24 protein-coding genes are annotated in these 26,934 nt (G+C 68.9%); 18 read left to right on the top strand and 6 right to left on the bottom strand.

Annotated elements, in window-relative coordinates:
• Positions 1–51: 51 nt before the first annotated feature.
• The 6 genes from ACRC20_RS17295 (at position 52) to ACRC20_RS17270 (ending at position 5,070) form a co-directional block, all read left to right on the top strand.
• The gene (locus ACRC20_RS17295; protein ID WP_438687633.1) at positions 52–1,185 is read left to right on the top strand and encodes a glycosyltransferase family 4 protein; all 1,134 of its coding nucleotides are present in this window, start codon (positions 52–54) and stop codon (positions 1,183–1,185) included.
• Between the two features lie 73 nt (positions 1,186–1,258).
• Positions 1,259–1,648 (top strand): polyketide cyclase / dehydrase and lipid transport, encoded by a 390-nt coding sequence (locus ACRC20_RS17290; RefSeq protein ID WP_438687632.1) that lies wholly within the window; start codon positions 1,259–1,261, stop codon positions 1,646–1,648.
• A 9-nt stretch (positions 1,649–1,657) separates the two neighbouring features.
• Positions 1,658–2,098, top strand: a complete 441-nt coding sequence (locus tag ACRC20_RS17285) for an SRPBCC family protein (protein WP_438687631.1) — start codon at positions 1,658–1,660, stop codon at positions 2,096–2,098.
• Positions 2,099–2,252: 154 nt separating this feature from the next.
• Positions 2,253–3,068, top strand: a complete 816-nt coding sequence (locus ACRC20_RS17280) for a lysophospholipid acyltransferase family protein (protein WP_438687642.1) — start codon at positions 2,253–2,255, stop codon at positions 3,066–3,068.
• Positions 3,068–3,598, top strand: coding sequence for a polyadenylate-specific 3'-exoribonuclease AS (locus ACRC20_RS17275; RefSeq protein ID WP_438687630.1), 531 nt, complete (start codon positions 3,068–3,070; stop codon positions 3,596–3,598). Before ACRC20_RS17280 ends, ACRC20_RS17275 begins: the two co-directional genes overlap by 1 nt.
• A 74-nt stretch (positions 3,599–3,672) precedes the next feature.
• The gene (locus ACRC20_RS17270; RefSeq protein WP_438687629.1) at positions 3,673–5,070 is read left to right on the top strand and encodes a class II 3-deoxy-7-phosphoheptulonate synthase; all 1,398 of its coding nucleotides are present in this window, start codon (positions 3,673–3,675) and stop codon (positions 5,068–5,070) included.
• A gap of 141 nt (positions 5,071–5,211) precedes the next feature.
• On the opposite strand, the gene ACRC20_RS17265 is transcribed toward ACRC20_RS17270, so the two are convergent.
• Positions 5,212–5,868: a response regulator gene (locus ACRC20_RS17265; protein WP_438687628.1), complete on the bottom strand. Its 657-nt coding sequence runs from the start codon at positions 5,866–5,868 to the stop codon at positions 5,212–5,214.
• The gene (locus ACRC20_RS17260; RefSeq protein ID WP_438687627.1) at positions 5,855–7,129 is read right to left on the bottom strand and encodes a sensor histidine kinase; all 1,275 of its coding nucleotides are present in this window, start codon (positions 7,127–7,129) and stop codon (positions 5,855–5,857) included. The genes ACRC20_RS17265 and ACRC20_RS17260 overlap by 14 nt, the downstream gene beginning before the upstream one ends.
• Positions 7,130–7,262: 133 nt before the next feature.
• On the opposite strand from ACRC20_RS17260, the gene ACRC20_RS17255 reads away from it, so the two are divergent.
• Positions 7,263–10,109 (top strand): RND family transporter, encoded by a 2,847-nt coding sequence (locus ACRC20_RS17255; protein ID WP_438687626.1) that lies wholly within the window; start codon positions 7,263–7,265, stop codon positions 10,107–10,109.
• On the opposite strand, the gene ACRC20_RS17250 is transcribed toward ACRC20_RS17255, so the two are convergent.
• Both ACRC20_RS17250 and ACRC20_RS17245 read right to left on the bottom strand, forming a co-directional pair.
• Positions 10,102–11,322, bottom strand: coding sequence for a protein kinase domain-containing protein (locus ACRC20_RS17250; RefSeq protein ID WP_438687625.1), 1,221 nt, complete (start codon positions 11,320–11,322; stop codon positions 10,102–10,104). The two genes, ACRC20_RS17255 and ACRC20_RS17250, sit on opposite strands and share 8 nt — an antisense overlap.
• Positions 11,319–12,245: a methylenetetrahydrofolate reductase gene (locus tag ACRC20_RS17245; protein ID WP_438687641.1), complete on the bottom strand. Its 927-nt coding sequence runs from the start codon at positions 12,243–12,245 to the stop codon at positions 11,319–11,321. Before ACRC20_RS17245 ends, ACRC20_RS17250 begins: the two co-directional genes overlap by 4 nt.
• Before the next feature lie 134 nt (positions 12,246–12,379).
• On the opposite strand from ACRC20_RS17245, the gene ACRC20_RS17240 reads away from it, so the two are divergent.
• Entirely contained in the window at positions 12,380–13,495 is a 1,116-nt protein-coding gene (locus ACRC20_RS17240) for a polyprenyl synthetase family protein (RefSeq protein ID WP_438687624.1), read from the top strand.
• Between the two features lie 123 nt (positions 13,496–13,618).
• The gene (gene mptB, locus ACRC20_RS17235; RefSeq protein WP_438687623.1) at positions 13,619–15,346 is read left to right on the top strand and encodes a polyprenol phosphomannose-dependent alpha 1,6 mannosyltransferase MptB; all 1,728 of its coding nucleotides are present in this window, start codon (positions 13,619–13,621) and stop codon (positions 15,344–15,346) included.
• On the opposite strand, the gene ACRC20_RS17230 is transcribed toward mptB, so the two are convergent.
• Positions 15,339–15,938: a GNAT family N-acetyltransferase gene (locus ACRC20_RS17230; protein WP_438687622.1), complete on the bottom strand. Its 600-nt coding sequence runs from the start codon at positions 15,936–15,938 to the stop codon at positions 15,339–15,341. The two genes, mptB and ACRC20_RS17230, sit on opposite strands and share 8 nt — an antisense overlap.
• A 149-nt stretch (positions 15,939–16,087) precedes the next feature.
• Between ACRC20_RS17230 and ACRC20_RS17225 the strand changes: the two genes are divergently transcribed.
• The 6 genes from ACRC20_RS17225 (at position 16,088) to ACRC20_RS17200 (ending at position 21,720) form a co-directional block, all read left to right on the top strand.
• Positions 16,088–16,549, top strand: a complete 462-nt coding sequence (locus ACRC20_RS17225) for an SAV_6107 family HEPN domain-containing protein (RefSeq protein ID WP_438687621.1) — start codon at positions 16,088–16,090, stop codon at positions 16,547–16,549.
• 137 nt (positions 16,550–16,686) lie between these two features.
• Positions 16,687–17,100 carry a DUF3040 domain-containing protein gene (locus ACRC20_RS17220; protein WP_438687620.1) on the top strand — a complete coding sequence of 138 codons (414 nt, stop codon included), beginning with the start codon at positions 16,687–16,689 and terminating at the stop codon, positions 17,098–17,100.
• 217 nt (positions 17,101–17,317) lie between these two features.
• Positions 17,318–17,749, top strand: a complete 432-nt coding sequence (gene mraZ, locus ACRC20_RS17215) for a division/cell wall cluster transcriptional repressor MraZ (protein ID WP_438687619.1) — start codon at positions 17,318–17,320, stop codon at positions 17,747–17,749.
• A 122-nt stretch (positions 17,750–17,871) separates the two neighbouring features.
• A complete protein-coding gene (rsmH, locus tag ACRC20_RS17210; RefSeq protein ID WP_438687618.1) occupies positions 17,872–18,840 on the top strand; it encodes a 16S rRNA (cytosine(1402)-N(4))-methyltransferase RsmH in 969 nt (322 codons plus the stop codon).
• Positions 18,840–19,850 (top strand): hypothetical protein, encoded by a 1,011-nt coding sequence (locus ACRC20_RS17205; RefSeq protein ID WP_438687617.1) that lies wholly within the window; start codon positions 18,840–18,842, stop codon positions 19,848–19,850. The genes rsmH and ACRC20_RS17205 overlap by 1 nt, the downstream gene beginning before the upstream one ends.
• Positions 19,843–21,720: a peptidoglycan D,D-transpeptidase FtsI family protein gene (locus ACRC20_RS17200; RefSeq protein ID WP_438687616.1), complete on the top strand. Its 1,878-nt coding sequence runs from the start codon at positions 19,843–19,845 to the stop codon at positions 21,718–21,720. The genes ACRC20_RS17205 and ACRC20_RS17200 overlap by 8 nt, the downstream gene beginning before the upstream one ends.
• 83 nt (positions 21,721–21,803) lie before the next feature.
• On the opposite strand, the gene glpX is transcribed toward ACRC20_RS17200, so the two are convergent.
• The gene (gene glpX / locus ACRC20_RS17195; protein ID WP_438687615.1) at positions 21,804–22,823 is read right to left on the bottom strand and encodes a class II fructose-bisphosphatase; all 1,020 of its coding nucleotides are present in this window, start codon (positions 22,821–22,823) and stop codon (positions 21,804–21,806) included.
• 125 nt (positions 22,824–22,948) lie between these two features.
• On the opposite strand from glpX, the gene ACRC20_RS17190 reads away from it, so the two are divergent.
• The 3 genes from ACRC20_RS17190 (at position 22,949) to ACRC20_RS17180 (ending at position 26,760) form a co-directional block, all read left to right on the top strand.
• Complete coding sequence (locus tag ACRC20_RS17190; protein WP_438687614.1) at positions 22,949–23,644, top strand: sensor domain-containing protein; 696 nt, start codon at positions 22,949–22,951, stop codon at positions 23,642–23,644.
• A 243-nt stretch (positions 23,645–23,887) separates the two neighbouring features.
• Positions 23,888–25,399, top strand: coding sequence for a TldD/PmbA family protein (locus tag ACRC20_RS17185; RefSeq protein ID WP_438687613.1), 1,512 nt, complete (start codon positions 23,888–23,890; stop codon positions 25,397–25,399).
• The gene (locus ACRC20_RS17180; RefSeq protein WP_438687612.1) at positions 25,396–26,760 is read left to right on the top strand and encodes a metallopeptidase TldD-related protein; all 1,365 of its coding nucleotides are present in this window, start codon (positions 25,396–25,398) and stop codon (positions 26,758–26,760) included. The genes ACRC20_RS17185 and ACRC20_RS17180 overlap by 4 nt, the downstream gene beginning before the upstream one ends.
• Positions 26,761–26,934 lie beyond the last annotated feature (174 nt).

The following is a 26,934-nucleotide window of genomic DNA, read 5'->3' as shown; positions in this document are numbered from 1 at the left end:
GTTTGGACGCGCTTGTTCTTGTCCCACGTCGACGTGCTTTAGGCTGATCGAGTGTCTAAGGCCCTCTTGATCACGAACGATTTCCCGCCCAGGCCGGGTGGGATCCAGTCGTACGTGCACGCCCTCGCCATGCGGCTGCCCGCAGATTCGCTCGTCGTCTACACCGCCTCGTGGAAGCACGAGGAGGAGCAGCGCCGCTTCGACGCGGCGCAGCCGTTCCCGATCGTGCGCCATCCCCGCTCGTTGCTCTTGCCGAACCCGTGGACGGCCCGCCGCTCCCAGGAGCTCGTCCGCGAGCACGGGGTGGATTCGGTGTGGTTCGGCGCGGCGGCCCCGTTCGCCTTGCTCGCGAACGCGGTGCGCGAGGCGGGCGTCAAGCGAGTTGTGGCGAGCACCCATGGCCATGAGGTGGGCTGGTCGATGACCCCGGGCGCCAGGCAGGCGCTCCGCCGCATCGGCTCCACGGTCGACACCGTCACGTACGTGAGCCAGTACGCGCTTCGCCGGGTGCGCCGGGCGTTCGGCCCGGGCGTCGATTTCGTCCGACTCGCCCCCGGCGTGGACGCCGAGCGCTTCCAGCCCGACTCGCAGCTGCGCGAGACGATGCGCGAGCAGCACGGCTTCGGCGAGGCGCCGGTCCTGTTGTGCCTCGCGAGGCTGGTGCCGCGCAAGGGGCAGGACGTGCTGATCAAGGCCATGCCCACGGTGCTGCGCCACATTCCCGACGCGGTGCTGGCGATCGTCGGCGGCGGGCCGTGCGAGAAGAACCTGCGCGAACTCGCCGAGGAGTGCGGGGTGGCCGAGCACGTGCGCTTCGCGGGCCGGGTCCCCGAGGACGACCTGCCTGCCTGGTACGCCATGGCGGACGTGTTCGCCATGCCGTGCCGGACTCGTGGCTGGGGCCTCGACGTGGAGGGCCTTGGCATTGTCTTCCTCGAAGCGTCGGCTGCGGGCCTCCCGGTGATCGCGGGAGACTCCGGCGGAGCCCCGGAGACCGTGCGGGAGGGCGAGACCGGCACGGTGGTCTCCGGGCGGTCCGTGCCGGAGGTCGCCGACGCGGCTGTGCGATTGCTCTCGGACTCCCTGCAGGCGAGCAAGATGGGGGCCGCGGGCCGCGCCTGGGTGCAAGAGTCGTGGGGCTGGGACGCTTCGGCCGTCAAGCTGGCGGAGTTGCTCGACCTCTGACCCGTGGCCGACCGCCCAGACGGCGATCCGCCAGGGCTTGGGAGCGGGGCGACCTGATAGCGTTTTCGGCATTATGCACAGCATTCAGGTCGCCGATCAGACTTTCGTCGCAGCGCCTCCCTCCGTCGTCGGCCAGAGCCTCGAAGCTCCAGGCGACTGGCGGCGGTGGTGGCCGGAGCTGGACCTCCAGGTCCGCGAAGCCCGGGGTGAAAAAGGCGTCCGATGGCTGGTGAACGGCCAGGTGCAGGGCACAATGGAAGTCTGGTTGAAACCGGAGCTGGACGGGACTTTGCTCCATTTCTTCCTCCACGCGGAGCCTCCTGCGCCGCTTCGTCCGGGCGAGCTGCGCCGGTTGGTCCGCGATCTCAGACTGGCGGGCAAGGCGATGAGTTTCGAGCTGAAGGACCGCTGCGAGGCGGGAAAACAGCCAGGGCATGCGCCTAGGGTTCGGACGACGCGGTAGGTTGGGCGTATGGCAGATCACACGAACCAATCGATCATTATCGAAGCGAAGCCTGCGGAGGTGATGGCGGTGATCTCCGACCTCGACCGCTACCCGGAATGGGTGGACGCCGCGAAATCCGTGGAGATCCTCGAACGCGACGAAGCAGGGCTGGCCTCGAAGGCGCGGTTCGTGCTCGACGCGGCCCTCTTGAAAGACACGTACGAGCTGCGCTACACCTGGGCGGAGGACGGGTTGTCCGTGCGCTGGTCCTTGCTGGAGAGCACGATCATGCGCTCCCAAGAGGGCGCGTACATCCTCGAATCGGACGCGAAAGGCACGAAGGCGACCTACGAGCTGTCTGTCGACCTGCGCATACCGATGCTGGGCCTGTTCCGGCGGAAAGCCGAGCGGGCGATCATCGACACGGCGCTCAAAGAGCTCAAAAAGCGTGTCGAATCCCTCTCCTGACCCTCAGACAGCGATCTCCTGCGTTGTCGGCTCCTCGTGTGCCGGGCTCGTTCCTCGCCCATTTCGTACACGTCGTCGCCTGCCGCCTTGGATCTCATCTGCCTGAAGCCCAGGAACCTGGCCTCCTCCGGTGTCACGTGACGAAATAGGTAGAGTGATGGGCGTGACCACGAGCACCTCATCCGACTCTGCCGCGAATCCGCCGGTGCATAAAGCGCTGACGCAGGACTACTCCGGGCGCACGCTCTGGTACCGGGCCTTCAAGCATGTGTTCATCGGCCCCCCGCTGCACGTGCTGTGCCCGAGCACGGTGGAGGGCGTGGAGAACATCCCGAGCTCCGGGGCGGCGCTCATCGCGTACAACCACCTTTCCGCCACAGACTGGCTCTTCGTGCCGATGGCGGTGCCCCGGAAGGTGACCCACGTGGCCAAGAGCGAGTACTTCACCGGAACCGGGATCAAAGGCGCCTTCCAGCGCTGGTTCTTCTCGTCGGCGGGGCAGGTGCCGATCGACCGCAGCGGCGGCGACGCCTCGCGGGCTGCGCTCGACTCCTTGAAGAAGGTGCTGGCCAGGGGAGACTTGGCCGCGATCTTCCCCGAGGGGACCCGCTCGCCGGACGGACGGCTCTACAAGGGCAAGACCGGAGCCGCCCGGATCGCGCTCGAGGCCAAGGTCCCCGTGATCCCGGTCGGCGTCATCGGGACGGACAAGGTCTTGGCCCCGGACAGCGCGAAATTCCACCCCCACCCGGTGACGGTGCGGATCGGCAAGCCGCTGGACTTCTCCCGGTTCTACGACTTCGTCGGGAACCACTACATCGAGCGCTCCATCGCGGACGAGATCATGTACGAGATCATGCGTTTGACCGGCCAGGAGTATGTGGACCAGTACGCGGTCCGCAAGCAGAAGGGCCCGCGGGGCGAGGGCGCGAAGGGCGCGGGCCACAAGACCGCCTCGTCCGCAGCCTGATGCCGAGGTTCTTCTACGACACCGAGTTCATCGAAGACGGCGCCACGATCGACTTGGTCTCGATCGGCGTGGTCGCCGAGGACGGCCGGGAGTTCTACCGGGTGTCCACGGGTTTCGACGCGAACAAGGCGGGGAAGTGGGTGCGCGAGCACGTGCTCAACCAGCTGCCGCCGCTCTCGTCGCCGCTGTGGGTCTCCCGGTCCCGCCTGCGCGACGAGCTGCTGGAGTTTTTGACCTCGGGCGGGAAGGGGCCGGTCGAGCTGTGGGGCTGGATGGGCTGCTACGACCATGTGGTGCTCTGCCAGCTGTGGGGCGCGATGCCCGCGTTGCCGAGGGCGCTTCCCCGCTACACCAGGGATGTCCGCCAGCTGTGGGAGGACCGGGGCAGCCCGCCGCTGCCGCCGGTCCCCGAGGGGGCGCACGACGCGCTCGTCGACGCGCGGCATTGCCGCGACCGCTACCTCGCGATCAAGGCGGCGCAGCCCGCCGCCGAGGGGGCTCCCGAGCCCCGCGTGGACTCCTCGAAATAGGCGCTGAGCGCCGGATACTGCTGGCCCCGGATAATATTTTGGCCGCCGAGCGGGCGAGGGTTACTCTGGACAGCATGAACTGGACGGTCGACGTTCCCATCGACGAGCTGCCGGACTTGCCGCCGCTCTCCTCGGACCTGCGCACGAACTTGGACGGCGCTTTGGCCCGGCCCGCCGCGCAGCAGCCCACCTGGGACGAGGGGGAAGCCGCGCAGATGCGCAAAGTGCTCGAATCGGTCCCGCCGATTTGCGTCGCGAGCGAGGTCGACGCGCTCTCCGAGCAGTTGGCGAGCGTGGCGAGGGGCGAGGCTTTCCTGCTCCAGGGCGGCGACTGCGCCGAGACGTTCGTCGCCAACACCGAGCCGCACATCAAGGGCAACATCCGCACGTTGTTGCAGATGGCCGTGGTGCTCACCTACGCGGCGAGCATGCCGGTGGTGAAGGTGGCGAGGATCGCGGGCCAGTACGCAAAGCCGCGCAGCGCGAATCTGGACAGCCAGGGCCTGCCCTCGTACCGGGGCGACATGGTCAACGGTTTCGCGCCCGACGAGCGCGGCCGCCAGCACGACCCCTCCCGGCTCGTCCGCGCCTACGCGAACGCGTCGGCCGCGATGAACCTGGTCCGGTCCTTGACCGCGTCTGGCGAGGCGGACCTGCACCGGATCCACGACTGGAACCGCGAGTTCGTCCGCCAGTCCCCGGCGGGAGCGCGCTACGACGTGCTGGCCAAAGAGATCGGCCGGGGGCTCAAGTTCATGGCCGCCTGCGGCGTGAACGACCGCGAGCTGGAGTCCGCGCAGATCTTCGCCTCCCACGAGGCGCTGGTCCTCGACTACGAGCGCGCGATGCTGCGCCTCGCGGAGAACCCGAAGAACCCCGGCGGGGAGCCCGCGCTCTACGACCTTTCCGCGCACTTCTTGTGGATCGGGGACCGCACGCGCCAGCTGGACGGCGCGCATATCGGCTTCATGGAGCTCATCAACAACCCGATCGGGCTGAAGATCGGCCCGAGCACCACCCCCGAGCAGGCGGCCGAGTACGTGCGCAGGCTCGACCCGGGCCGCCAGCCGGGACGGCTCACGCTCGTCTCGCGCATGGGCAGCGACAAGGTGCGGGCCCTCTTGCCGCCGATCATCGAGAAGGTGCAGGCCACCGGGCACCAGGTGATCTGGCAGTGCGACCCGATGCACGGCAACACCGTCGAGTCCCCGAGCGGCTACAAGACCCGGCACTTCGACCGGGTGGTCGACGAGGTCCAGGGCTTCTTCGAGGTGCACCGCAAAGCGGGCACCCACCCCGGCGGGATCCACATCGAGCTGACCGGCGACAACGTCACCGAATGCCTCGGCGGCGCGAAGGACATCTCCGACGACGACCTCGCGGGCCACTACGAGACCGCCTGCGACCCGCGCCTGAACACCGAGCAGTCGCTGGAGCTAGCCTTCCTCGTCGCGGAGATGCTCCGTTCCTGACGCTCAGGCGGCGATCTCCGGCGTTGCTCCGCTCCTCGCGTACCAGGCTCGTTCCTCGCTGTTTTTGTACGCCACGTCGCGGTGCGCCTTGGATCTCATCCGCCTGAACGCCAGGAATCCGACGCTCAGGCGGCGGTCTCGTCACTGCGGCCCGGCGAGGCCTTGGTCGTAGGCGTACACGATGGCCGCGGCCCGGTCGCGCAGATCGAGCTTGGTGAAGATGCGCCCGACATGGCTTTTCACCGTGACCTCGGAGATGAACAACTGTTCTGCGATCTCCGTGTTGTTCGCGCCCCGCGCGATCAGGCACAGCACTTCGAGCTCGCGCGCGGTGAGCTTGTCGGCGGCCCGCTCCTGCCGGGGGGACGGCGAGGCCCGGTATGCGGCGAGCACCCGGGCGGTGACCGCAGGGTCGAGGAACCCGTCGCCCCTGGCTGTCGCGCGCACCGCCCAGATCAGTTCCTCGGCGGGGGAGTCTTTCAAGACGAAGCCCGCAGCTCCGGCGCGCAGCGCGCCGGACAGGAGCTCGTCGTCGTCGAAAGTGGTGAGCACGAGCACGGGCGGCCCTGAGCGGGCGCGCAGCAGGCGGGTCGCCTCGATGCCGTCCACCCGCTTCATGCGCAGATCCATGAGGACGAGGTCGGGCTGGTGCGCCGCCACTGCCTCGGGGACCTCGGAGCCGTCCGAGCATTCCCCGACGATGACGAACCCGTCCTTGCGCCGTAGGATTCGGCGCAGGCCGCTGCGGACGAGCTCCTGGTCGTCGACCAGGAGCACGGTGATCTCATCGTCCGCCATGTGCCCTCGCTGACTTGTCGGTCTGGAACATACGGGACGACGCCGTGCTCGGGCCGAGCGGTATCCCGGCGCGCACCGACCAACCCCCCGGAACCGGGCCCGCGTACAGCTTGCCGCCAAGCAGCTCGACCCGCCTGCGCATCCCGGCCACGCCGGAGCCCGCGGTGTCGTTCGGGTGCGGTGGGGGATGGGGCACGCCGCCGCCAGCGGCCGATAGCTCTGCGCCGCCTGCGACCGGCAGCGCCGCGTTGTCGACCGACAGCTCGGCGACGCTCTTCGTGATCCGCAGTCTGAGGACGGCTCGCGCGTTCGGCGCGTGCTTCGCGATATTCGCGAGCGACTCTTGCGCCACCCGGTACAGGCCGAGCCCGACCCAGGCGGAGACGGCTCGGAGGTCGCCCTCGACGCGGTAGTCCACCGCGACGCCCGCCTGGGCGAAGTCGTCCACCAACGCTTGGATGTCGGCGGCTCCCCGTTCCGGGGCCAGCCGGTGCCCGTTGGCGCCGCCCGTGTCCAAGAGCCCGACGGTTCGGCGGATGTCGGCCATGGCCTGGCGGCCGAGGCGTTCCGCGTCGACGAGCCCCGCCACCGCGTCGTCGACGTCGCGGTCCTCCTGCAGCGCGCGGCGGGCTCCGGTGAGGTGGAGCAGGGTGATGGAGAGGGAATGGGCGACCACGTCGTGGACCTCGCGGGCGATGCGGCGGCGCTCCTCGCCCGCGGCCTGCTCGGCGAGGCTCGTCTGGGTCTCGCGGACTTGCAGCAGCAGCCGCTGCTGCAATTGCATGATCAGACCCATCGACCACCCGAAAACGACGAAGAAGAGCACGTACACCACAGGTTCGGTGAGCCGATGGGCCGAGGCGACGGCGACCAGGAACGCCGCGCACGCCGCCGTCGAAGCAGCGCTGGCCCGGACGCTCGCCTCAGCCCCCACCGAGCCCGCGATAAAGGAGAGCAGGAACGGGGTCGCGTCCAAAGGGATCGGCGGCCATAAGAAGAAGAACATGGTCGAGGCGGCGAGGCCGAGCGATGTGACCACGGCGGGCGGGAGCCGCACCCCCCAGAAGAGGAAGGCAAGGATCTCGGTTGTCGCGAGCAGCCCGGCGAGCGCGAGCGGCACGGGTTTGTCGAAACCGCGCTGCATGATGGCCGTGCCGGTGACCGCGGCCATGCTCCCGTGCATGACCAGCGGCAACGCCAGCGGATAGGGGATCGGCATAGCCGCGCGGCGCCGTTGGACGAAATCGTGGAGCCACCGCATCCTTCCAGATTAGAGCCGATTCGGACGGAGCACGTCGTGCTGTCGGCGGTATCCGGCTCCGACTGCGGTAGGAGGCGGAATGTCGTCTGAAGCACGATGTTTGCGCGTTCCTGCGCCAGTACCTTCGAATCCTATGTGGACCAGACTCGCCGCGTTCTGCTCGCGGTACGCGATCCTCGTCGTCGGCCTCTGGGCGCTCGCAGCTGGGGCGGGCAACTTGTTCGTGCCGCAGCTCGAGCCGGTCTCGCAGTCCCATGCCAGGAGCTTCTTCCCCTCGGACACGCCGATTCTGCACACGACGAAGCAGGTCGGCAAGCTGTTCGGCGACGGGGACACCATCAACCTCAACTATGTGGCGTTGGAGGACGACCGCCCGCTCGACGAAGCCGCGCGGGGCTATTACGACCGGCTGGTCGGCGCGTTGCGCGCAGATTCGGCGCACGTGCAGTCTGTGCAGGACCTCTGGGCGGACCCGTTGACCGCCAAGGTCGCGGTCAGCGCCGACAACAAAGCTGTGTACGCGATGGTGCGTCTGACCGGCGATGTCGGGAGCGGCCCGGCCAACGAGGCGATTGAAGCGGTCCGGGCGATCGTCGCGAAAAACCCGCCCCCGGACGGGATGCACGCGCATATCACCGGGCCCGCGACGACGATCACCGACGAGTTCGACGCGATCGACCGCCAGATGCTGATGATCACGGGGGTCACCATCGTGCTCATCACGCTGCTCTTGATCGCGGTGTACCGTTCGCTGCTCACCGCTCTGGTCCCGCTCACCGCCGTGGGGCTCGGCCTGGCCGTCGCCCGCCCGATCGTGGCCTTCCTCGGCGAGCACGACATCATCGAGGTCTCGATCTTCTCCGTGGCGCTCTTGGCCGCGCTGATGCTCGGGGCCACGACGGACTACGGCATCTTCCTCCTCGGCCGCTACCACGAGGAGCGCAGGCGCGGCGCGGGGCACGACGAGGCGCTTGGCGCCGCGAACAGCCAGGTCGGGCCGGTGGTCCTGGCCTCGGGGCTGACCATTGCGGCAGGACTGTCCTGTCTGGTGTTCGGCAATATCAATATGTTGCGCACGGCGGGCTTGCCCTGCGCGATCGGCATCTTGGTCGGGATGGTCGCGTCGCTGACGGTGCTGCCCGCGCTCATCGGGCTCTTCGGCCGCCGGGGCTGGGCGCAGCCGCGCGAGGTGAAGGTCTCGCGCCGGTGGCGGAAGATCGGCACGGTCGTCGCCCGCTGGCCCGGCCCGGTTGTGGTCGTCGCCGTCCTCGCGCTGGTCGTGTGCGCGTTGCCGGTGCTGAGCCTGCAGCGCGGATACGTCGAGGCGCGCGCCATCCCGGACACGATGCCGTCCAGCCGGGGCTATCAGGCGATGGACCGGCATTTCCCGCCGAACGTGTTGCTGCCGGAGGTCGTCGTGCTCGAGTCCGACCATGATCTGCGCAACCCGCAAGGGCTGATCGCCCTTGAGAAGGCCGCCCGAGGGGTCATGGCGATCCCTGGGGTGCGGATGGTGCAGTCCGCCTCCCGCCCCGGCGGGGCTGTGCCCGCCCAAGCGCAGCTCTCGGACCAGGCCGGGGCCATCGGCGGGCGCCTCGACGAGCAGATGGCCGGATTGTCCCAGCGGTTGGCGGCCTTGGACCGGCTGCAATCCGCGCTGAGCGGGTTCTCGTCGGCAATCGGCCAGCTCCAGACCGGGTTGGACGGCAGCGTCACAGGGCTGCGGCAGGTCAACGGCGGAGCCGACGGCATGCGCGCGGGCATGGCGCAGCTGCAAGACAACGCGAACACGGTCTCCGGGTACCTCGACCCGCTGCGAGACATCGTGAACGGGAACCCGAACTGCGCGAACGACGGCATCTGTTCCGTGGTGATGAAGGTGGTCGAGCCGATGGACGGCATGGTGGAGGCCGCAGAGGCGCTCGCCAAAGGCTCGGCCGTCTTGGGCGCGGGGTCGAGCGATATGACGAAGTCGCTCGCCGGGGCGGCGGGCTCGACCCAGTCGATGCGCGCCTCCTTGGGCCAGTTGAACGCCGTGAGCTCGCAGCTCTCCGAGACGATCGGCTCGATCCGACCGATGTTCGCCGGGCTCACCGATTATTTGCGGGAGATGAGCACGGACTTCGCGGGCAGCGGCGAAGGCGGCTTCTACCTCCCGCAGCGCGCTTGGGACGATCCGACGTTCCGCCAGGCGTCCAGCTTCTTCTTCTCCAAGGACGGGCGGGCCGCCCGCTTCCTGGTGTTCGAGGACGGCGACGTCTTCGGCCCGGACGGGGCGGACCGGGCTCCGAAGGTCCTCGCGGCGATCCACGAGGCCACGAAAGAGGGCACGCTGGTCGGGAACACCACGAGCATGGTGGGATACGGCATCGGAACGGCGCAGATGCGCGACTTCGTTGGCCAAGACTTCCTGCTCCTCGCGGTGGTCTCGCTCACGATGATCTTCCTCATCATGCTCGTCATGCTGCGCAGCCCGGTTGCGGCGGCCGCCGTGATCGGGACGGTGATCCTCTCGTATCTCTCCGCTTTGGGGATCTCCACGCTGATCTGGCAAGACGTGATCGGCAGGCAGGTCCACTGGTCCGTCCCGTCGATCGCCATGATCGCTTTGGTGTCGGTCGGCGCGGACTACAACTTGCTGTTCGCCCTGCGCATGCGCGAGGAGGTGGAGGCGCACCAGGGCAAGCGGGACGGGTTGCGGACCGGGATGATCCGCGCCTTCGGCGGCACCGGCGGGGTGGTGACCACGGCGGGCATCGTGTTCGGCATCACCATGTTCGCGATGCTCTCCAGCGATGTGCTCTCCATCGAGGAGGTCGGGACCACGATCGGGGTCGGCCTGCTCATCGACACGCTGATCGTGCGCACATTCGTCGTGCCGGGGATCGCCGCCCTGCTCGGGCGTTGGTTCTGGTGGCCGCTCCGCTTCGGGGCAGCCAGGCGCGCGAGGCAGACCGCTGTGCGAGCCCCGGCTAGCTGAGCTGGTGCTCGATGAGGGCCGCCAGCCCGTAGCCCGCCGCAACGGCGACGAAGCCGAGGAAGAGCACGACGACGAGCCACATGGCGATCCGCTGCCAGGCGATCGGGCGGGAGAAGGGATCGCCGACGGGTTTCTCCAGCGGTCCGGCGAGGTCCGGCTGGTGGTCCCCGTCGGAGAGGAGCGTCGCGAGGTTGATCGTCGTGTGGTGCGGCGAGGGACTCTGCTCGGCGCGCTGCGCAGGGCTCGACGGCCCCGTGTCGGATCTCCTCGGGCTCGACGGCGGGAGGAGGACGATGGCGGGCGGAGCGGGGGGCCGCGCCGTGGTCGTCGGCGCGGGAACGCTGTACCGGGGCAGGTCGAGCTCGGTCCGGATGCGCTCCAAATCTGCGGCCATGCTCCGCGCGTCGGGGTAGCGGGCCCGCAGGTTCCGCTCGGTCGCCCGCAGCACCAAGTGGTCGAACTGCATCGGGACTCCGTCCACAGCCCTGCTCGGCGGCGGCACGTCGTGGCGCAACCGGGCTGAGGCGAGCGCGGCGGGGCTGTCGCCCGTGAACGGCAAGGCTCCGGTCAACAGCTCGTAGAGCACCACGCCTGCCGCGTAGACGTCGACGGCGGGGGACACGTCCGTCCAGAGCCCGGCGTCCACCTGCTCCGGGGCGAGGTAGCCAACGGTCCCGAAAACGTCGGCGAGGTCGCGCTCGTCTCCCGCCACAGGCGCGACGCTCCCGAAGTCGGCGAGTTTGACCTCTCCTGCGGTGGAGATCAAGATGTTCTCCGGTTTGACGTCGCCGTGCACGAAACCGAGGCTGTGCGCCGCGCCGAGCGCCCGCAGCACCGGGCCGACGAGCGCGGCGGCGGCGTAGGGCGGCATCGCCCCGCGTTCGGCGAGCAGCTCCCGGGCTGTGCCGCCCGCGACGTACTCCAGCACCAAGTACGGGCGCCCGCCGACGGAGCCTTGGTCGTACACCCCGACGAGCCCGGGGTCGGAGAGGCGAGCGATGGCCAGCGCCTCGCGGTTGAGCCTTTCGCCGATCCGTTGGTCGCCCGAGAACTGCTCGGCGGCGATTTTCACCGCGACGGGCCGCTCCAAGCGCTGGTCGAAGCCTCGGTAGACGACGCACATGCCGCCAGAGCCGATCTGCTCGTCCAGCCGGTAGCGTCCCTCGAGGACCGTGCCCGCCAATGGGCCGGACGGCGAGGACGGGCGGGTCATGCCTTGAAGGAGTAGCCCAAGTTGGTGAGCACTTCCACAGTCGCCTTGCTGAAGTTCATCGTGTTGAAGTGCAGGCAGTCCACGCCCTCGGAGACAAGCCGCTCGCACATGGTGGTGGCGAGCTCGATGCCGATGTCCCGCACCGCCTTTCGGTCCTCCTGCTCGCCGCCCCCCGCCGCTTTCGCGAGGCGCTCCTCGAGCGCCGATGGGATGGTCTCGCCGGAGAGGAAGACCACGCGGCGCAAGGTCTTCAGCGAGGTGATCGTCATGATGCCGGGGATGATCGGCTTGCGCCCCTGCTCGGGGTCGTGGGCGGCCACCCGGTCGCGCAGGCGCAGATAGTCCTCCACATCGAAGAAGATCTGCGTGATCGAGTACTCGGCGCCCGCGCGCAGTTTCTGGACCAGGTATTTCGTGTCGTTCTCGAGGTCGACGGCCCGGTAATGCCCGCGCGGGAACGAGGCGACGCCGACGTGGAAGCTGCCGAGCGAATGGACGAGCCGCACGAGGTCCTCGGCGTATTCGAGGCCGTCGGGATGTTTGACCCACTCGGCGAAGGGGTCGTCGCCGGGCGGGTCGCCGCGCAGCGCGAGGATGTTGTGCACGCCCTGGTCGGCGAACCCGGCGATGATCGAGCGCAGGTCGTCGAGACTGTGGTCCACCAGGGTCAGGTGGCCGACGACGGGCAGCGTGGTCTCCTTGGCGAGCTGCCCGGTCAGCTGGACTGTCTTCTGCCTGGTCTTGCCGCCCGCGCCGTAGGTGACGGTGGCGAACGCGGCGCCGAACCGCTCGAAGACCCTGGCCGCCCGCCACAGCGCCGCCTCCTCCGCGTCGTTGCGCGGCGGGTAGAACTCGACCGAGAAGGGCGTGCGCGTCTGTTTGATCCGCCGCCACTCGTCGACCACCGACTCGCCGGAAGCCACCACCGAGTTCTGGGCCGGGGAACCTTTTGCCGGCAAGATGGACCGCGACGCGGCGATTCGTTCGGCGAGAGAAGCTGTGCTCACCCGATCAGTGTAAAAGATGCTGGCAGACAGTTCTCGGAGATAACTCGTAAATGACCACGCCCCTTCCGGAGAGTCCTGCGCCGCCCGAAGGCTCCGCGCAATCGTTGGGCTACGTCCAGGCCTTCACACAGGCGCGGCTGGTCGAGTTCCTCGCCGCCCGGCAGGAGGAGGCCGTCCGGATCGGGAGCCAGTTCGCCGAGGTGGTCGCCGAGCTGTCCGCGTTCGTGCTCGGCTCCGGCAAGCGGGTGCGGCCCGCCTTCGCGTGGCTGGGCTGGCTCGGGGCGGGCGGCGACGCGGCGGGGCCGAGCGCGGGCGCGGTGCAACGCGTGTGCGCCGCGCTGGAGCTGCTCCAGGCGGGCCTGCTCGCGCATGACGACATCATCGACCAATCCGACCTGCGCCGGGGGGAGCCTTCGCTGCACCGCAGGTTCGAGGCGCAGCACGGCAGGGAGCGGTGGTTGGGCCACGGGGCCCGGCACGGCGAGGCGCTCGCCATCCTCGCGGGGGAGCTGGCGTTCGTCTGGGCGGACGATCTGGCCGCCGAGGGCCTCGACGCGGTCGCGGAGGCGGACCGTCCCGCGTTCCGCAAGGCCTGGTCCGCGATGCGCTCCGAAGTGATCGGCGGGCAGTGCCTCGATGTTTTCGCGCAAGCCTCCAGCGACGAGAGCGAAGAAGCCGCGACACGCGTGATCCGGTGGAAGACGGCCTCCTACACGGTGGCCCGCCCGTTGGAGCTCGGCGGAGTGCTCGCGCGGGCAGATGAGGCGTTGCTCACATTCTATCGGCGTTTCGGCGACGACATCGGCGTCGCGTTCCAGCTCCAAGACGACCTCCTCGGGGTGTTCGGCGACCCGGCGGTCACCGGCAAACCGGCCGGGGACGACGTGCGCGAGGGCAAACGGACGGTGCTCATGGCGCTCGCGCTGAGCGAGGCCCGAAAAGCGGGAACGGCCCAGGAGCAGGCATTGCGGGCGGCCTTCGGGCGCGACGGCGACGAGTCCGTCGCCGAGGTCGTGGCGATGGTCGACCGCCTCGGCGCCCGCGCGCATGTGCGCGGGCGGATCGAGCTCCTTCGCGGCAGGGCCGCCGCGGCGCTCGACGCTGCGCAGATGCCGGGGGAGGCGAAGGCGGGACTCGCGGAGCTGGCGGCTTCGCTGCTTTCGTGAGCGACTCGCCGTAACCTGGCGCAGGACCCCAAGATCGGGTATTATCCGACCCCAGCCAGACTAGATGTGGCTCGGCACGACAACGGGTGGTTCAGTTTTCGAGGATGAGGAGAGGAGCAGCACGTGGCTATCCCCATGATGGAGCGCAAAGCGCGTGGCGTTCTCCCCGCAGCGTTGAAGCCCGGCGGCGAGACAGATCTTGAAGCGGCGAGCTCGGCCAGGGCGCTCAGCAAAGGCTGGACGGTCGCCCTCGGCGTGATCGGCACCTGCCTGCTGTCGTTCATCAGCGTCGCGGTCGCAGGCGGCCTCAAGCACGACCAGGCCCTGGAAGACACCCACCTGTCGTGGATGCGCTTCGGCCACGGCAAGGAGATCGCCACCTACCTCGGCTGGCTCGGGCTCTGCCTTGTCGTGCTCGCCTGGGTCCGGGCGGGCCGGTTGGTCCTGGCGGGGCTTGTGGAGCTGCGCTGGCTGGCCCGCGCCATGGCGTGCTGGGTCGCCCCGCTGCTCGCGGCGGCCCCGCTCTACACCCGCGACCCCTACTCCTATCTCGCGCAGGGCGCGCTCCTTCGCGACGGCCACAACCCGTACAGCGACGGCCCCGTGATGAACCCCGGCGTCTACGCGGACAACGTCGCCGAGGTGTGGTCCACCACCGGCTCCCCGTACGGCCCGCTCTTCATGCTCATCATGAAGCTCCTCACCACCGTTGTGGGCAACCACATCGTCGCGGGGGTCATCCTCACCAGGATCGTCATGCTCCCCGGCGTCGCGCTGACGTTCTGGGCGGTCGCCTCGCTGGCCAAGCACTTCGGGAAGAAGCCCGAGACGGCCGTCTGGCTCGCCGTGCTCAACCCGCTCATGCTGCTGAACGTCATCGGCGGCGCCCACAACGAGATGCTCATGGTCGGCCTCCTGACCTCCGGCCTGGTCCTCGTGCTGCGCGGACAGCAGTACGGCGGAGTCGCCCTCGTGGTGACCGCGATGTGCGTCAAGGCGACCGCGACCTTGGCGTTGCCGTTCGTCGGTTGGATCTGGCTGGCGCAGATCGCGCGGCAGCACAGCCTCACGATGAGCGCCCGCCCGCTCTCGGCCCTGGCCGAATACGCCAAAGTGGTCGGCAAGATCGTCGCCGTCACGGTCGGCGTGTTCGCGCTCTTCACGTTCGCGGCGGGCGTCGACCTGGGCTGGAGCCAGCAGATCTCCGACACTTTGATCGTCGTCAACTGGCTCGCGGTGCCCACCGCTGTGGCGCAGCTGCTGACCATCACGCTCGGCCAGCTCTTCGATTGGAACGGCCAGGACGTCCTCGACGCGGCCCGCAGCGTCTTCACCGTCGTCTTGGTCGCGTTGTTGGCGACCTTCTGGTGGCGCTCGCGCGAACCGCTTTGGTCGGCGCAGGAGGCGGCGGTGACCGAGTCCAGCCGTCCCGGCCTCGCGGGCAGGGCGGAGCGCTTCATCCGGCAGAAATTCGCGGGCGACTGCGACCAGCCCGTCGGCAGGCGCGCATTGGTCGGCGCGGTGCTGGCCATGGTCGTTGCCATCGAGCTCACGGCAGCCTCGTTCCCTTGGTACTTCTGCTGGCCGTTGGCCATCTGCTCGGCCTTCATCGCGACCCCGGTCGCCCGGTCGTTGATCGTGTTCTGGTCGGTCGCGCTGCTGTTCATGTTCGGACTGGACGGCGATCAGCAGATGTACTCGGTTCCCGCGATGCTCTTCGCGGCGGTGACGGCGTTCGCGGCGGCCGCCATGTTCTGGCGCAAGAAGAACGCTCCGAGCGAGGACGGCCAGCTCTTGGCGGCAGGGGCGCCTCCCGCGAGCTCTCCGAGCGAGGGACTGCCCTTCAGCTGATCGGCTCCTGCGGCGCGTCGTCCTGGGGGAGCGGCAGCGCGCGGCCGAGGATGGCGAAAGGCCGCGCGTCGCCGGGGAATCGCATATGGCGGATGACGTCGACGAATCCCAGCCTGCGGTAGAGCCGCCACGCGCGATTCGCCTCCAGCGCGACCTCCGGGGTGGAGAGCAGCACATGTGCTTCGGTCCTGTCGAGCATCAAACGCCGCAGCAGCGTCTCGCCGAGCCCGTGCCCCTGCATCTCGGGGCGGACGTGTATCTCGGTGAGCTCCACATAGTCTTCCAACATGCGGCTGGCGGGCAGGCCTGCTTGGCCGAGCGCTTGAGCGGCCCTGGCGACGTGCTGATGCCACGGGAGGCCCGGACTCCCGGTGTACGCGTACGCGAAGCCCGCCAACTCGTTCCCGTGGAACGCGCCGACGGACTGCCACCCGGATCTGCGGGTGTCGTCGCGCCACGGCTGGGCCCGGTACGAGATCACGTCGGACGAGTACCCCATCGCAATGGTGTAGAGGGCGAGCGCATCGTGCAGCCTTGCGAGGAACACAGTCGGCGATAAGTCGTATACCTCCAGCTCAGCGAGGTTATTCAACGAACTCCACCTTTTTTGTCAGTGCCCTTGTGCACAATCTTCTCAAGCGGTTGGCCTGCTGCGGAGAACGTTTCCGCAGCAGGCTGGATCTCACCACCATAACCGTGGGGCGGGCCTCTTCGGCCCGGCCCACCCGGAAGCGAGGAAAGATGAAGACCACCAGAACCTTCGGGCGGGGCGCGATGACGTTCGTCCGGGGCGGCGCTCCGGGGCTCTGCGGCGAGTTGCTCGGCAGGGCCGACGCCAGATTGTTCGAGGCGATGGAGCCCGGCGAAGCCGCAGAGCGTTTCTTGCGGGCCTACCAGGCCGCGCTCGGCGGAGCAGGCGCCTTGTTGGTCGTGGTCGAGCGGCCGGGCGGCAGGCGGGCGGACCGCAGTGCCTGGGCGCGGCTCGCGAAGGCTCCGGGTTTCGAGCTGTGGGCGCAATATTTCCACAAGGCTTCGAAAACGAGGGCTTTGGCGCAGGCCGGGTCGGCGCAGGCCCCGACTGAGGAGCAGCTGCACGAGTTCGTCCGCAGGGTCGGGGAATTCCTCTGCGAGGTGGAGGATTTCCTGCGCGCGTCAGCCGGTCATCCGATGGCGAATACCAGGCAGGACCGCAAAAGCGCGTGAGCCGCGCAGTGCCTGAGCCCACGTGACGTCGAGGCGAAGAGGGCGTATGATTTGCTTTAGAGGTGTTCAAGCAGGTGGACACCCCCTCATACCGAGTGCCGATCGCCTTGGCGAAGCGAAGACCCAAGGAGGGAGCTATGCCACTCTCTGAACATGAGCAGCGGGTGCTCGACGAGATCGAGAGCGCCCTGTACGCGGAGGACCCCAAGTTCGCTTCGGCCCCCTGGGGCAAAGGTCTTCGTTCCCCGTCGAGCCGCGCGGGCCTCCAGGCCGCCGCGCTGTTCGTGGCAGGCTTGGTGCTCTTGGTGCTCGGAGTGGTCCTGCCCATCAAATTCCCCGGCTCCTTCCCGATTGTGAGCTTGCTCGGGTTTGTCGTCATGTTCGCCGCGGGCATCCGCTGGCTTTGGTCTTCCGACGCCGCGAGCGGCGCGCGGGGGCGGAGCGGCCCCCGGGGCGTCAAGGGCGGGCGGCAGCCTTCGCGGGGGAGCCGCAAGCCCGGCCTGAGCGAACGTATGGAGAACCGTTTCCGCAGACGGTTCGAGCAGGAGTAGCGAAGCTCCACTTCCCCCCACCCGGCCTTTCCTTCCTCCCACCGGCGCAGCATCAGCCCGGAGCAGTGGTTTTCACCATCTGCTCCGGGTTTTTTCTTGCCTTTTCCCTGTTTTGGGCCTGAATGTGTTGGAAAGTGGGGGGAAGTGGGGTAGTGTGGCGGGCATGCCAAGGACTGGCATATCCGTCGTCGGTACGTAAGGAGCTGTGGGTGAGGCCATGTTTCTCGGCACATACACTCCTCGGCTCGACGACAAGGGAAGGCTCACCCTTCCCGCGAAGTTCCGCGAAGCGCTCGCAGGAGGGCTCGTGGTGACGAAAGGGCCAGACCGCAGCCTTGCGGTGTATCCCAGGGATCATTTCGCCGATTTGGCCAAGAAGGCCGCCGCCGCGTCTCGCTCGAACCCGCAAGCCAGGGCGTTCGTCCGCAGCTTCGCGGCAGGAGCCGACGAGCAGCGCCCGGACGCGCAGGGCAGGGTCGTCTTGTCCGCAGACCATCGCGGCTACGCGGGCCTGGGCCGGGATTGCGTGGTGAACGGCGCGATCGACTTCTTGGAGATCTGGGACGCGCAGGCCTGGCAGCGGTACGCCGAAGAGAACGAAGAGAGCTATGTGCAAGCTCAAGACGCTTCTCTCGACGGGATCTTGTAGGCATGACAGCCCTTCTTTCGCCGACGGCCAGCCGAATGCCGATCTGGCGCGCTTCCCCGGCGCCAGATCGGCATTCGGCTGGCCGCCCGCGATCTTTCGCCGCGCCGTTCAGAGGAGTCCCGATGTCAGCGGAAGAGCCGCAGCACGTTCCGGTCATGCTCGACCGGGTTGTGGAATTGCTGGCTCCGGCTTTCAACGTGCCGGAGCCGGTCCTTGTGGACGGCACGCTCGGGCTCGGCGGCCACACCAAGGCGCTCCTGGAGCGATTCCCGTCGCTCCGGGTGGTCGGCATGGACCGGGACGCGAAAGCCATCGAGGTCGCGAGGGAGCGCCTCGGCAGCCTCGCGGACCGGGTCCGGTTCGTCCACGCCCGCTTCGACGAGGTCGAGCGGGCGCTGGGCGATGAGTCCGTGCACGGCTACCTGCTCGACCTCGGGGTCTCCTCGATGCAGCTCGACCAGGCCCAGCGTGGTTTCGCGTACTCGAAAGACGCCCCGCTCGACATGCGCATGGACGGCTCGTCCGAGCTCACCGCGCAGACGGTGTTGGCGACCTACGGCGAGCGGGAGATCGCCCGAGTGCTCAAGACATACGGCGAGGAGCGGTTCGCGGGGCGGATCGCCGCCGAGATCGTCCGCAGACGGGCGACGGCGCCGCTTGCCACCAGCGCCGAGCTCGTCCGCCTCATCGACGACGTCATCCCGATGAAGGCGAAACGAACCGGGGGACACCCCGCGAAACGCACGTTCCAAGCGCTCCGGGTCGAAGTGAACGACGAGCTGGGCAGCCTGCGCGCGGTCTTGCCGAAGGCTCTCGCCGCGCTCGCGCTCGGGGGGCGCATCGTCGTCCTCGCGTACCAGTCGCTCGAGGACCGGATCGTGAAAGACGAGTTCGTCCGGGCGACCGCCTCCCGCACGCCCATCGACCTCCCCGTCGAGCTGCCCGGCTTCGAGGCCGAGTTCGCCTCGCTCACCAGGGGCGCCGAGCTTGCGGGCGAGAAGGAGATCGCGCAGAACTCCCGGGCCGCGTCGGTGCGCCTGAGGGCGGTCGAAAGAGTTTCCGGAACATCTGTCCAGGGGGTTGGCGGCTGATGCGCAGTGGCACGAAACCGGGAGCGGCAGCGACTCGGCAGCGCTCGAAAGCCGCCGCCCGCGCGCTGCGGCGCAGAGACGTGCGGATGGGGCAGGCGAGCGACCGCCGTCCCGTGGTGGAGTCGAGCCGCCGCCAGTCGAACCGCAACGCGGCGAAGGGTTTCGCCCGTTCCGCCCTCCCGTCGCTCCCGGACGGGGAGAAGCTGTGGTGGATGATCGCCGTCCCGTCTCGGGAGCTTCTGCGCCGGGTGCCCTTCGTGATCGGTGTGATGGGGCTTTTGGCGGTGGGCTTGGCGACGACGTTGTGGCTCGCGACGAGGTCGACGGAAGACGCCTCGACCCTCTCCACCATGCGGGCGCACAACCGAGAGCTGCAGCAAGAGCAGGAACGGCTCGAACGCGGCATGGAGCAAGGACAGTCGATCACGGAGCTGGCGCGCCGGGCGGGAGAGCTTGGCATGGTGCCCGCGCGGGACGTGGCGAAACTCGTGCCGCAGCCGGACGGCTCGGTGCAGGTGGTCGGCGAGCTCAAGCCTGCGGCGGGAGGGCCGGAGCAGCAGCTCGGCCCCGGCCCCGCGAAACCGGGCGATCCGGCGAAGACTCCGCCGCCCGCCCCGAACGCCCCGGCCCCGCAGGGCGACAACGCCCCGGCCCCGGCTCCTGCCGCAGAGCAGGCCCAGCCGGACGAATCGGTGGAGCGCGTCCGTCCGACAGAGGCCGCGCCCGCAGCTCCTGCCGCGCCTGTGGACGAGCCCGAGCAGCCGCCGGTCCCAGGGCTGCCGTCCGCCGATCCGATGCTGCCCGTCCCGCCGATGTCACAGGCGGGGAGCCAGTCTCCTGCGGCCATGCCGGGCCTTCCCTCGCCCGCGCCTGCCCCGCAGCTCCAGGCTCCGCGAATCGTCCCAGTGCCGCCCGCTGACAACCCCGCGCCTCCACCACTCGAGCTCCCTGGGCCAGTAGCATCCCAGCCAGCCGTATCGGACCAACCAGAACAGGAGCCGCATGAGTGATCGAGCGCGCCGTACCGCGATAAGCGCGGCACGCTCGCCGTTCGCCAGGCTGCGGGGTCCGCTGCAATGGTTCACCGCCCGCCGCAGGCTCGGCCTCGCGGTGATCTACCTCGCGCTCGGCGCGGTGGCGGTCCAGCTCGTCTTCATCCAGACCATCTGGGCGGACCATTACAACGCGGAAGCCGCGAACCAGCGGTCGGTCACCCTTGTCGACCCTGCGGTGCGCGGCGTCGTCACCGATCGCAACGGGCGCAAGCTCGCGTTCACCGTGCAGCTGCGCAAGCTCACGTTCCAGCCGCAGCGGATTCAAGCGAAATTCGCCAAAGACCATGCGGCGCATCCCGCCACGCCCGCTCCGCAGGAACGGCTGGAGAAGATCGCCAAGGGAATTCGGGAGCTGGTCGGCGGCTCGGTGAGCGAATCGGATGTGCTGGGCAAGCTGAAGTCCGACCAGACGTTCGTCTATCTCGCCAAGCAGGTGGACCCGCAGGTCGCGGAGCAGATTTCGGAGCGCTTCCCGGATATCGGCTCCGAGCCGCAGAACGTCCGGGTCTACCCGAACGACTCGCTCGGCGCGAACCTCGTCGGCGTGACGGGGGAGGAAGGCCACGGGCTCATCGGCCTCGAGGCGATGCTCGACTCCGAGCTCGCGGGCCACGACGGCGCGGTGACCTACGACCGGACCAGCGACGGCGGCGTGATCCCCGGCAGCTGGCGGGACCGCCGCCCAGCGGTGAACGGCTCGGACGTGCAGCTCACCATCGACGCCGAGGCGCAGTACTACGTGCAGGAGCGGGTCCAAGAGGCGCTTGAGAAATCAGGCGCGAAACATGTGAGCGCTGTGGTGCTCGACGCGAAGACCGGGGAGGTGTTGGCCATGGCCAACGACTCCACGTTCAACCCGGCGCTCGGCCTGGCCAACGCCGACCCGGCGAGCCTCGGGAACCTCGCGGTCACCAGCCCGTTCGAGCCCGGCTCGGTGAACAAGGTCATCACCGCCTCCGGGATCTTGGAGTACGGCCTGTCGAATCCGGACGAGGTGATCCCCGTGCCGGGCAACCTCCAGATGGGCGGGGTGTCGATCCACGACTTCCTCGGCCACGGAACCCAGCGCCTCACGACGGCGGGCGTCTTCGGCTTCTCGTCCAACATCGGCACGCTGATGCTCGCGCAGCGCCTCGGCGAGGACCGGTTCATGGACCTGGTCAACAAGTTCGGGCTCGGCCAGCGCACCGATGTGGGCCTGCCGGGGGAGAGCGAGGGCCAAGTCCCGCCGCGCGACCAGTGGTCCGGCTCGACCTTCGCCAACCTCCCGATCGGCCAGGGGCTCTCGATGACGCTCCTGCAGATGACCGACATGTACCAGGCCATCGCGAACGACGGGCTGCGGGTCCCGCCCCGGATCATCCGCTCGGTGGCGGGCCACGCGGAGCCCCGGCCCGCAGGCGTCCAGGTGGTGCGCCCGGAGACGGCGCGGGACGTCCGGGGCATGTTCCGGGCGATCACGCAGCGGGACCCCATGGGCTACCAGCAGGGGACCGGGTCGACGGCGCGGGTCGCGGGCTACCAGATCAGCGGCAAGACCGGCACCGGCCAGCAGGTGAACCCGGCGTGCGGATGCTATTACGAGGACCTCCACAACAACATCACCTTCGCCGGGATCGCGCCTGCGGACAATCCGAGGTTCGTCGTCGGCATCTACATGGACGCGCCGCCCCGGGGCGCGGACGGCTCGGGCCACCAGACCGCCGCGCCGCTCTTCCACGACATCGCCCAGTGGCTGTTCACGCATTACGACGTGCCGCTTTCGCCCGAGGACGCCCCGTGGTTCCTGCTCAATGCGGACTTGCCCGCCGACAACCCGGCCTAGTCTTCTCAGCGGCGTTATCAGCTTCTCGCGTACCGCGCTCTGACGTACGCGTGCGCCTCATCCGCTGAGAAGCCTAGGCATCCTCAGACGAGGTCGGAGTATTCCTTGAGCTTCGAGATCCGGTGGTCCGCGTCGATGATCCGCACAGTGCCGGACGTCGAACGCATGACGATGGTCTGGGTCGTGGCGCTAGAGCCGTGGTAGCGGACCCCGCGCAAGAGGTCGCCGTCGGTGACGCCGGTGGCGGCGAAGAAGATGTTGTCGCCCGCGACCAGGTCGCCCGCGTGCAGCACCCGGTCGAGGTCGTGCCCTGCGTCCAAGGCTTTTTGGCGCTCGGCCTCGTCGGTCGGCGCGAGGACGGCCTGGAAGGCGCCGCCGAGGCAGCGGATCGCGGCGGCCGCGATGATGCCTTCCGGAGTGCCGCCGATCCCCATCAAGAGGTCGGTTCCCGAACCCGGCCGGGCGGCCGCGATCGCGCCCGCGACGTCGCCGTCGGAAATGAGCCGGATCCGCGCCCCGGTCTCACGGATCTCGGTGATGAGCTGCTGATGCCGGGGACGGTCGAGGACGACGACGGTCACGTCCGAGGGCTCGACGCCCTTCGCCTTGGCGACCCTGGCGATGTTCTCCGCGGTGGACGCGGTGATGTCGATGGCTTCGGCAGCCTCAGGGCCGGTCGCGATCTTGCGCATGTAGAAGACGGCGGACGGGTCGAACATCGCGCCCCGGTCGGCAACGGCGAGCACGGCGATCGCGCCGGGCATGCCCTTGCTCATGAGCGTGGTGCCGTCCACCGGGTCCACGGCGACGTCGCAGTCCGGGCCGTCCCCGTCGCCGACCTCTTCGCCGTTGTAGAGCATGGGGGCGTTGTCTTTCTCGCCCTCGCCGATCACCACGACGCCGCGCATCGACACGGTCGCCAGCAGCTGGCGGATGGCGTTGACGGCGGCTCCGTCGCCCGACTCTTTCTGGCCTCTGCCGACCCAGCGGCCTGCCGCGAGGGCTCCGGCTTCGGTCGCGCGGGCGAGTTCCATCGCGAGGTTGCGGTCCGGAGAGACCGGATGTGCTGGGACTTCGTGATGGTGAGTGCCATAGTCTGCCATAGCGGTTGAGTCTAATGGACGGCTCTGCGGGGCGTGCGCTTTGCTGCTAGCATCGGCTCTAACGAAGCGCGGTTCGGGCGAGAGACGGCGCCCGAGGCGTTCCCCCGAGGAGGTGAGCGACGAGCATGAGATTGCGTGCCGCCGTGTTGCCCATTGCCTTGCTCGTGGCGCTCATAGCCGGCTGCATGTCCTCCCAACAGCCAAGACAGGCAGCTCCTTCCGCTTCGGAGCCTGCCGGGTTCAACGATCCGGTCCTGCCGCTGTCTCCCACGCTCAACCAGTTCGTCAAGCCCGAGGTGACCGAACTCTCGTGGTACGACAAGCCCGACTCGTCGGAATGGACGGTCGTGCCCGCGGAATGCCAACTCGTGGGGGAGGCGGGCTACGCGGACCAATGGGGGCAGTCGTGGACGAAGTTCCACAGGCTGGTGCTCGCCGACGCGAAGAGCGCCCGCCCGCCGTTCGTCGACACGGTGAGCGAGGTGTGGGTGGAGGAAATCATGGTGCAATACTCGGGAGAGGCTGCGGCGCGGAGCGCATACAACGGTATGACCAGCAATTTCTCTCGCTGCGACAACCGGATGCTCTCCTCGAAGAGCAAACTGGGCACAGTCACCCCGTGGTTGTCGAAGGTGTACGAGCTGACCGAGACCAAGGCGCGGTGGGAGAACCTCCAAGGCGGCTCGACGTACTGGGGCTGCGCGTCGGAGGCGAGGCTCAGCGGCTATGCCATCGTCTCGGCGACCATCTGCAGCCGCGACCCCAAGCGCGGCGAGACAGTGGGGCGGATTGCCGACTTGATGGGCGACATCCGGGCATAGCTCCGGGGCCCACGCGGCGACCTCCTGCGTTGCTCCGCTCCTCGCGTACCTGCTCCGTGACCTCCGCTCTTGTGCACCACGCGCCCTGCCGCCTTGCGATGCATCCACACGGGTTCCCCAGGAGCTTGAGGGGTTGGCGCCTTGCGATCCATCCCTTTGATCTCCCAGGGGCTTGCTGCCTGTCGCCTTGCGATGCGTCCATTTGATCTCCCGGGAGCTCACAGGCTCCGGTAGGCTCGCCCCATGCCTTCGGTCGATCCGGATTTCTTAGCCCTGCCGCTCGCGCAGCTCGCCGACGCGGCGCTGTCCGAGGCCAAAGCCCTGGGGGCGGACCACGCGGATCTGCGGGTGCACCGGCTCGCCGACGAGCGGATCAGCCTGCGCGACGCGAAACCGCAAAGCGTCACCAGCACCACGCAGCTCGGGTTCGCGGTGCGCGTCCTCGTCGACGGGGTGTGGGGCTTTGCGTCCAGCGTGAATTTGACTCCGGAGTCCGCCTCGCGGACGGCCCGCCAAGCCGTCGAGGTCGCGCGGGCGCTCGCGCCGCTCGCCGTCGAACGGGTGGAGCTCGCGGCTGAGCCGGCGTATCCGGGCGCGGTCTGGGTGGGCTCGTACGAGCGCGACCCTTTCGACGTGCCGATCGCGGAGAAGGTGTCGCTGCTCGCGGACTACTCCGAGCGGCTCCTCGCCGCCGACCCGGTGGCGCACGCCACGGCGAGCGTCCTCGCGGTCAAGGAGCAGAGCTACTACGCGGACCTGGCGGGGTCGACGATCACCCAGCAGCGCGTCCGGCTCCACCCGCAGCTCGAGGCGACGGCGGTGGACCAGGCGGCGGGGGTCTTCGAGACGATGCGCACCCTCGCCCCGCCTGTCGGCAGGGGATGGGAGTACTTGGACGAGCGGGGCAGCTGGGGCTGGGCGGACGAGATCGCCCGCATCCCCGAGCTGCTCGCGGAGAAGGCCAAGGCCCCGAGCGTCGTCGCGGGTCCGACGGACCTCGTGATCGCGCCGTCCAACCTCTGGCTCACCATCCACGAGTCGATCGGCCACGCGACGGAGTACGACCGGGCCATCGGCTACGAGGCCGCGTACGCGGGCACCTCGTTCGCCACGCCCGACAAACTCGGCGCGCTCCAATACGGCAGCCCGATCATGCGGGTCACAGCGGACCGGGACGTCGAGCACGGCCTCGCGACCGTCGGCTGGGACGACGAGGGCGTGGCCACCGGGCGTTGGGACATCGTCAAGGACGGCGTGCTCGTCGGCTACCAGCTCGACCGGACGTTCGCGCTCCGGCTCGGGCTCGACCGGTCCAACGGCTGCTCCTACGCCGACTCGGCGCACCACGTCCCGATCCAGCGGATGGCGAACATCTCGCTCGAACCGGACCGGCAGACCGACCGCAGCACCGAGGACCTCATCGCAGCCGTGGAGGACGGGATCTACATCGAGGGCGACAAATCGTGGTCCATCGACATGCAGCGCTACAACTTCCAGTTCACCGGGCAGCGGTTCTGGCGGATCCAGGGCGGCAAGCTCGCAGGCCAGCTGAAAGACGTGGCCTACCAGGCGACCACCACAGACTTCTGGGGCTCGATGGAGGCGGTCGGCGGCGAGAGCACCTGGGTCTTGGGCGGGGCGTTCAACTGCGGCAAGGCCCAGCCCGGCCAGGTCGCGGCGGTCAGCCACGGCTGCCCGTCGGCATTGTTCCGCCAGGTCAGGGTCCTCAACACCGCGCAGGAAGGGAAGGCATGAGCCAGTTGGCAGCGCAGGGTTTGACAGCGCAGAGCCTCGTCGAGACCGCGCTTTCCCTCTCGAAAGCAGACCAGGCCGCCGTGGTGGTGCACGAGACGAGCGAGGCCTCGTTGCGGTGGGCGAACAGCACGATGACCACGAACGGGGTGTCCCAGTCGCGCTCGGTGTCCGTGGTGTCCGTGGTCGGCGAGTCCGTCGGGACGCGCACCGCGACGGTCGCCGACGCGGCCGAGCTCGCCGAGCTCGTCGCGGGCAGCGAGGCCGCCGCGCGTTCCCTGCCCGCCGCGGACGGCGCGCTCCCGTTCGTCGACGGCCTCGCCGATCCCGAATGGGACAAGGCCGTCCCGGCCACGGACATCGGGGTGTTCTCGGGCCTGGCCCGGGACCTGCCCAGGGGCCTCGCGGGCCCCGCGACGCTGTACGGCTTCGCGCACCACGAGCTCACGACCGTCTTCCTCGGCTCCTCGACCGGGCTGCGCAAGCGGTTCACCCAGCCCACGGGCTCGGTGGAGATCAACGCGAAGCAGGACAAGGCGAGCGTGTGGGCCGGCCGGAGCACGGAGGATTTCGCGGACTTCGACACGGACGGGCTGCTCGCAGAGCTTTCGAGCCGGATCTCCTGGTCGGAGACGAGGATCGACCTGCCCGCAGGGCGCTACGACACGGTCCTGCCGCCTGGAGCGGTCGCCGACCTCATGATCTACCTGTACTGGTGCATGGAGGGCCGCTCCGCGCAGGAGGGGCACAGCCCGTTCTCCCGCGCGGGCGGCACCAGGGTGGGGGAGCGGCTCGGCGAGCTCGGCCTGTCCCTGTACAGCGACCCCGCCGAGCCGGGTCTCGCCTGCGCCCCGTTCGTGGCGACGACGGAGTCCGGCGACCAGGTCTCGGTCTTCGACAACGGCCTCGACATCGGTCGGGTCGACTGGATCAAGGACGGCGTCATCGAGCGCCTCGCGTACCCCCGCGCCCTGGCCGCCGAGTACGGGCAGCCCGTCTCGACTCCTGCGGACAACCTCGTCCTGACCGGGGGCCGGGGGAGCACGGAGGACCTGGTCGCGGGCGTCGAGCGGGGCCTGCTGCTGACCACGCTGTGGTACATCCGCATGGTCGACCCCGCCGCGCTGCTGCTCACCGGCCTCACCAGGGACGGCGTGTACCTCGTCGAGGACGGGAAAGTCGCGGGCGAGGTGAACAACTTCCGGTTCAACGAGAGCCCGCTCGACCTCCTGCGCCGGGCGACCCATGCGGGGGAGTCCGTGCGGAGCCTGCCGAGGGAGTGGAAAGATTATTTCCAGCGGACCACCACCCCTGCCCTTCGCGTGCCGGACTTCTTTATGAGCTCGGTGAGCCAAGCGACATGACGTGTCGCTGTTCTAGCCTATGGTTGTTGTTCTTCTCGACGGTCCAGGTGTAGCCTGCGGCTCGATTTCCACGGTGCCTCGGAGTGATTTCCGGTCGCGTTTTTCGCCCCGATGGCACCTGCGACGGAGAGGTTCGAGCGGTTAGATGTGGACGCGCCGCGCTGACTCACGGTT

Origin of the sequence: Segniliparus sp. (assembly GCF_051660745.1) — a bacterium.
In the GTDB taxonomy this organism is placed as follows: Bacteria; Actinomycetota; Actinomycetes; order Mycobacteriales; family Mycobacteriaceae; genus Segniliparus.
Note: the sequence above shows the minus strand (reverse complement) of the source record. Positions and strands in the feature narration are given on the sequence as shown.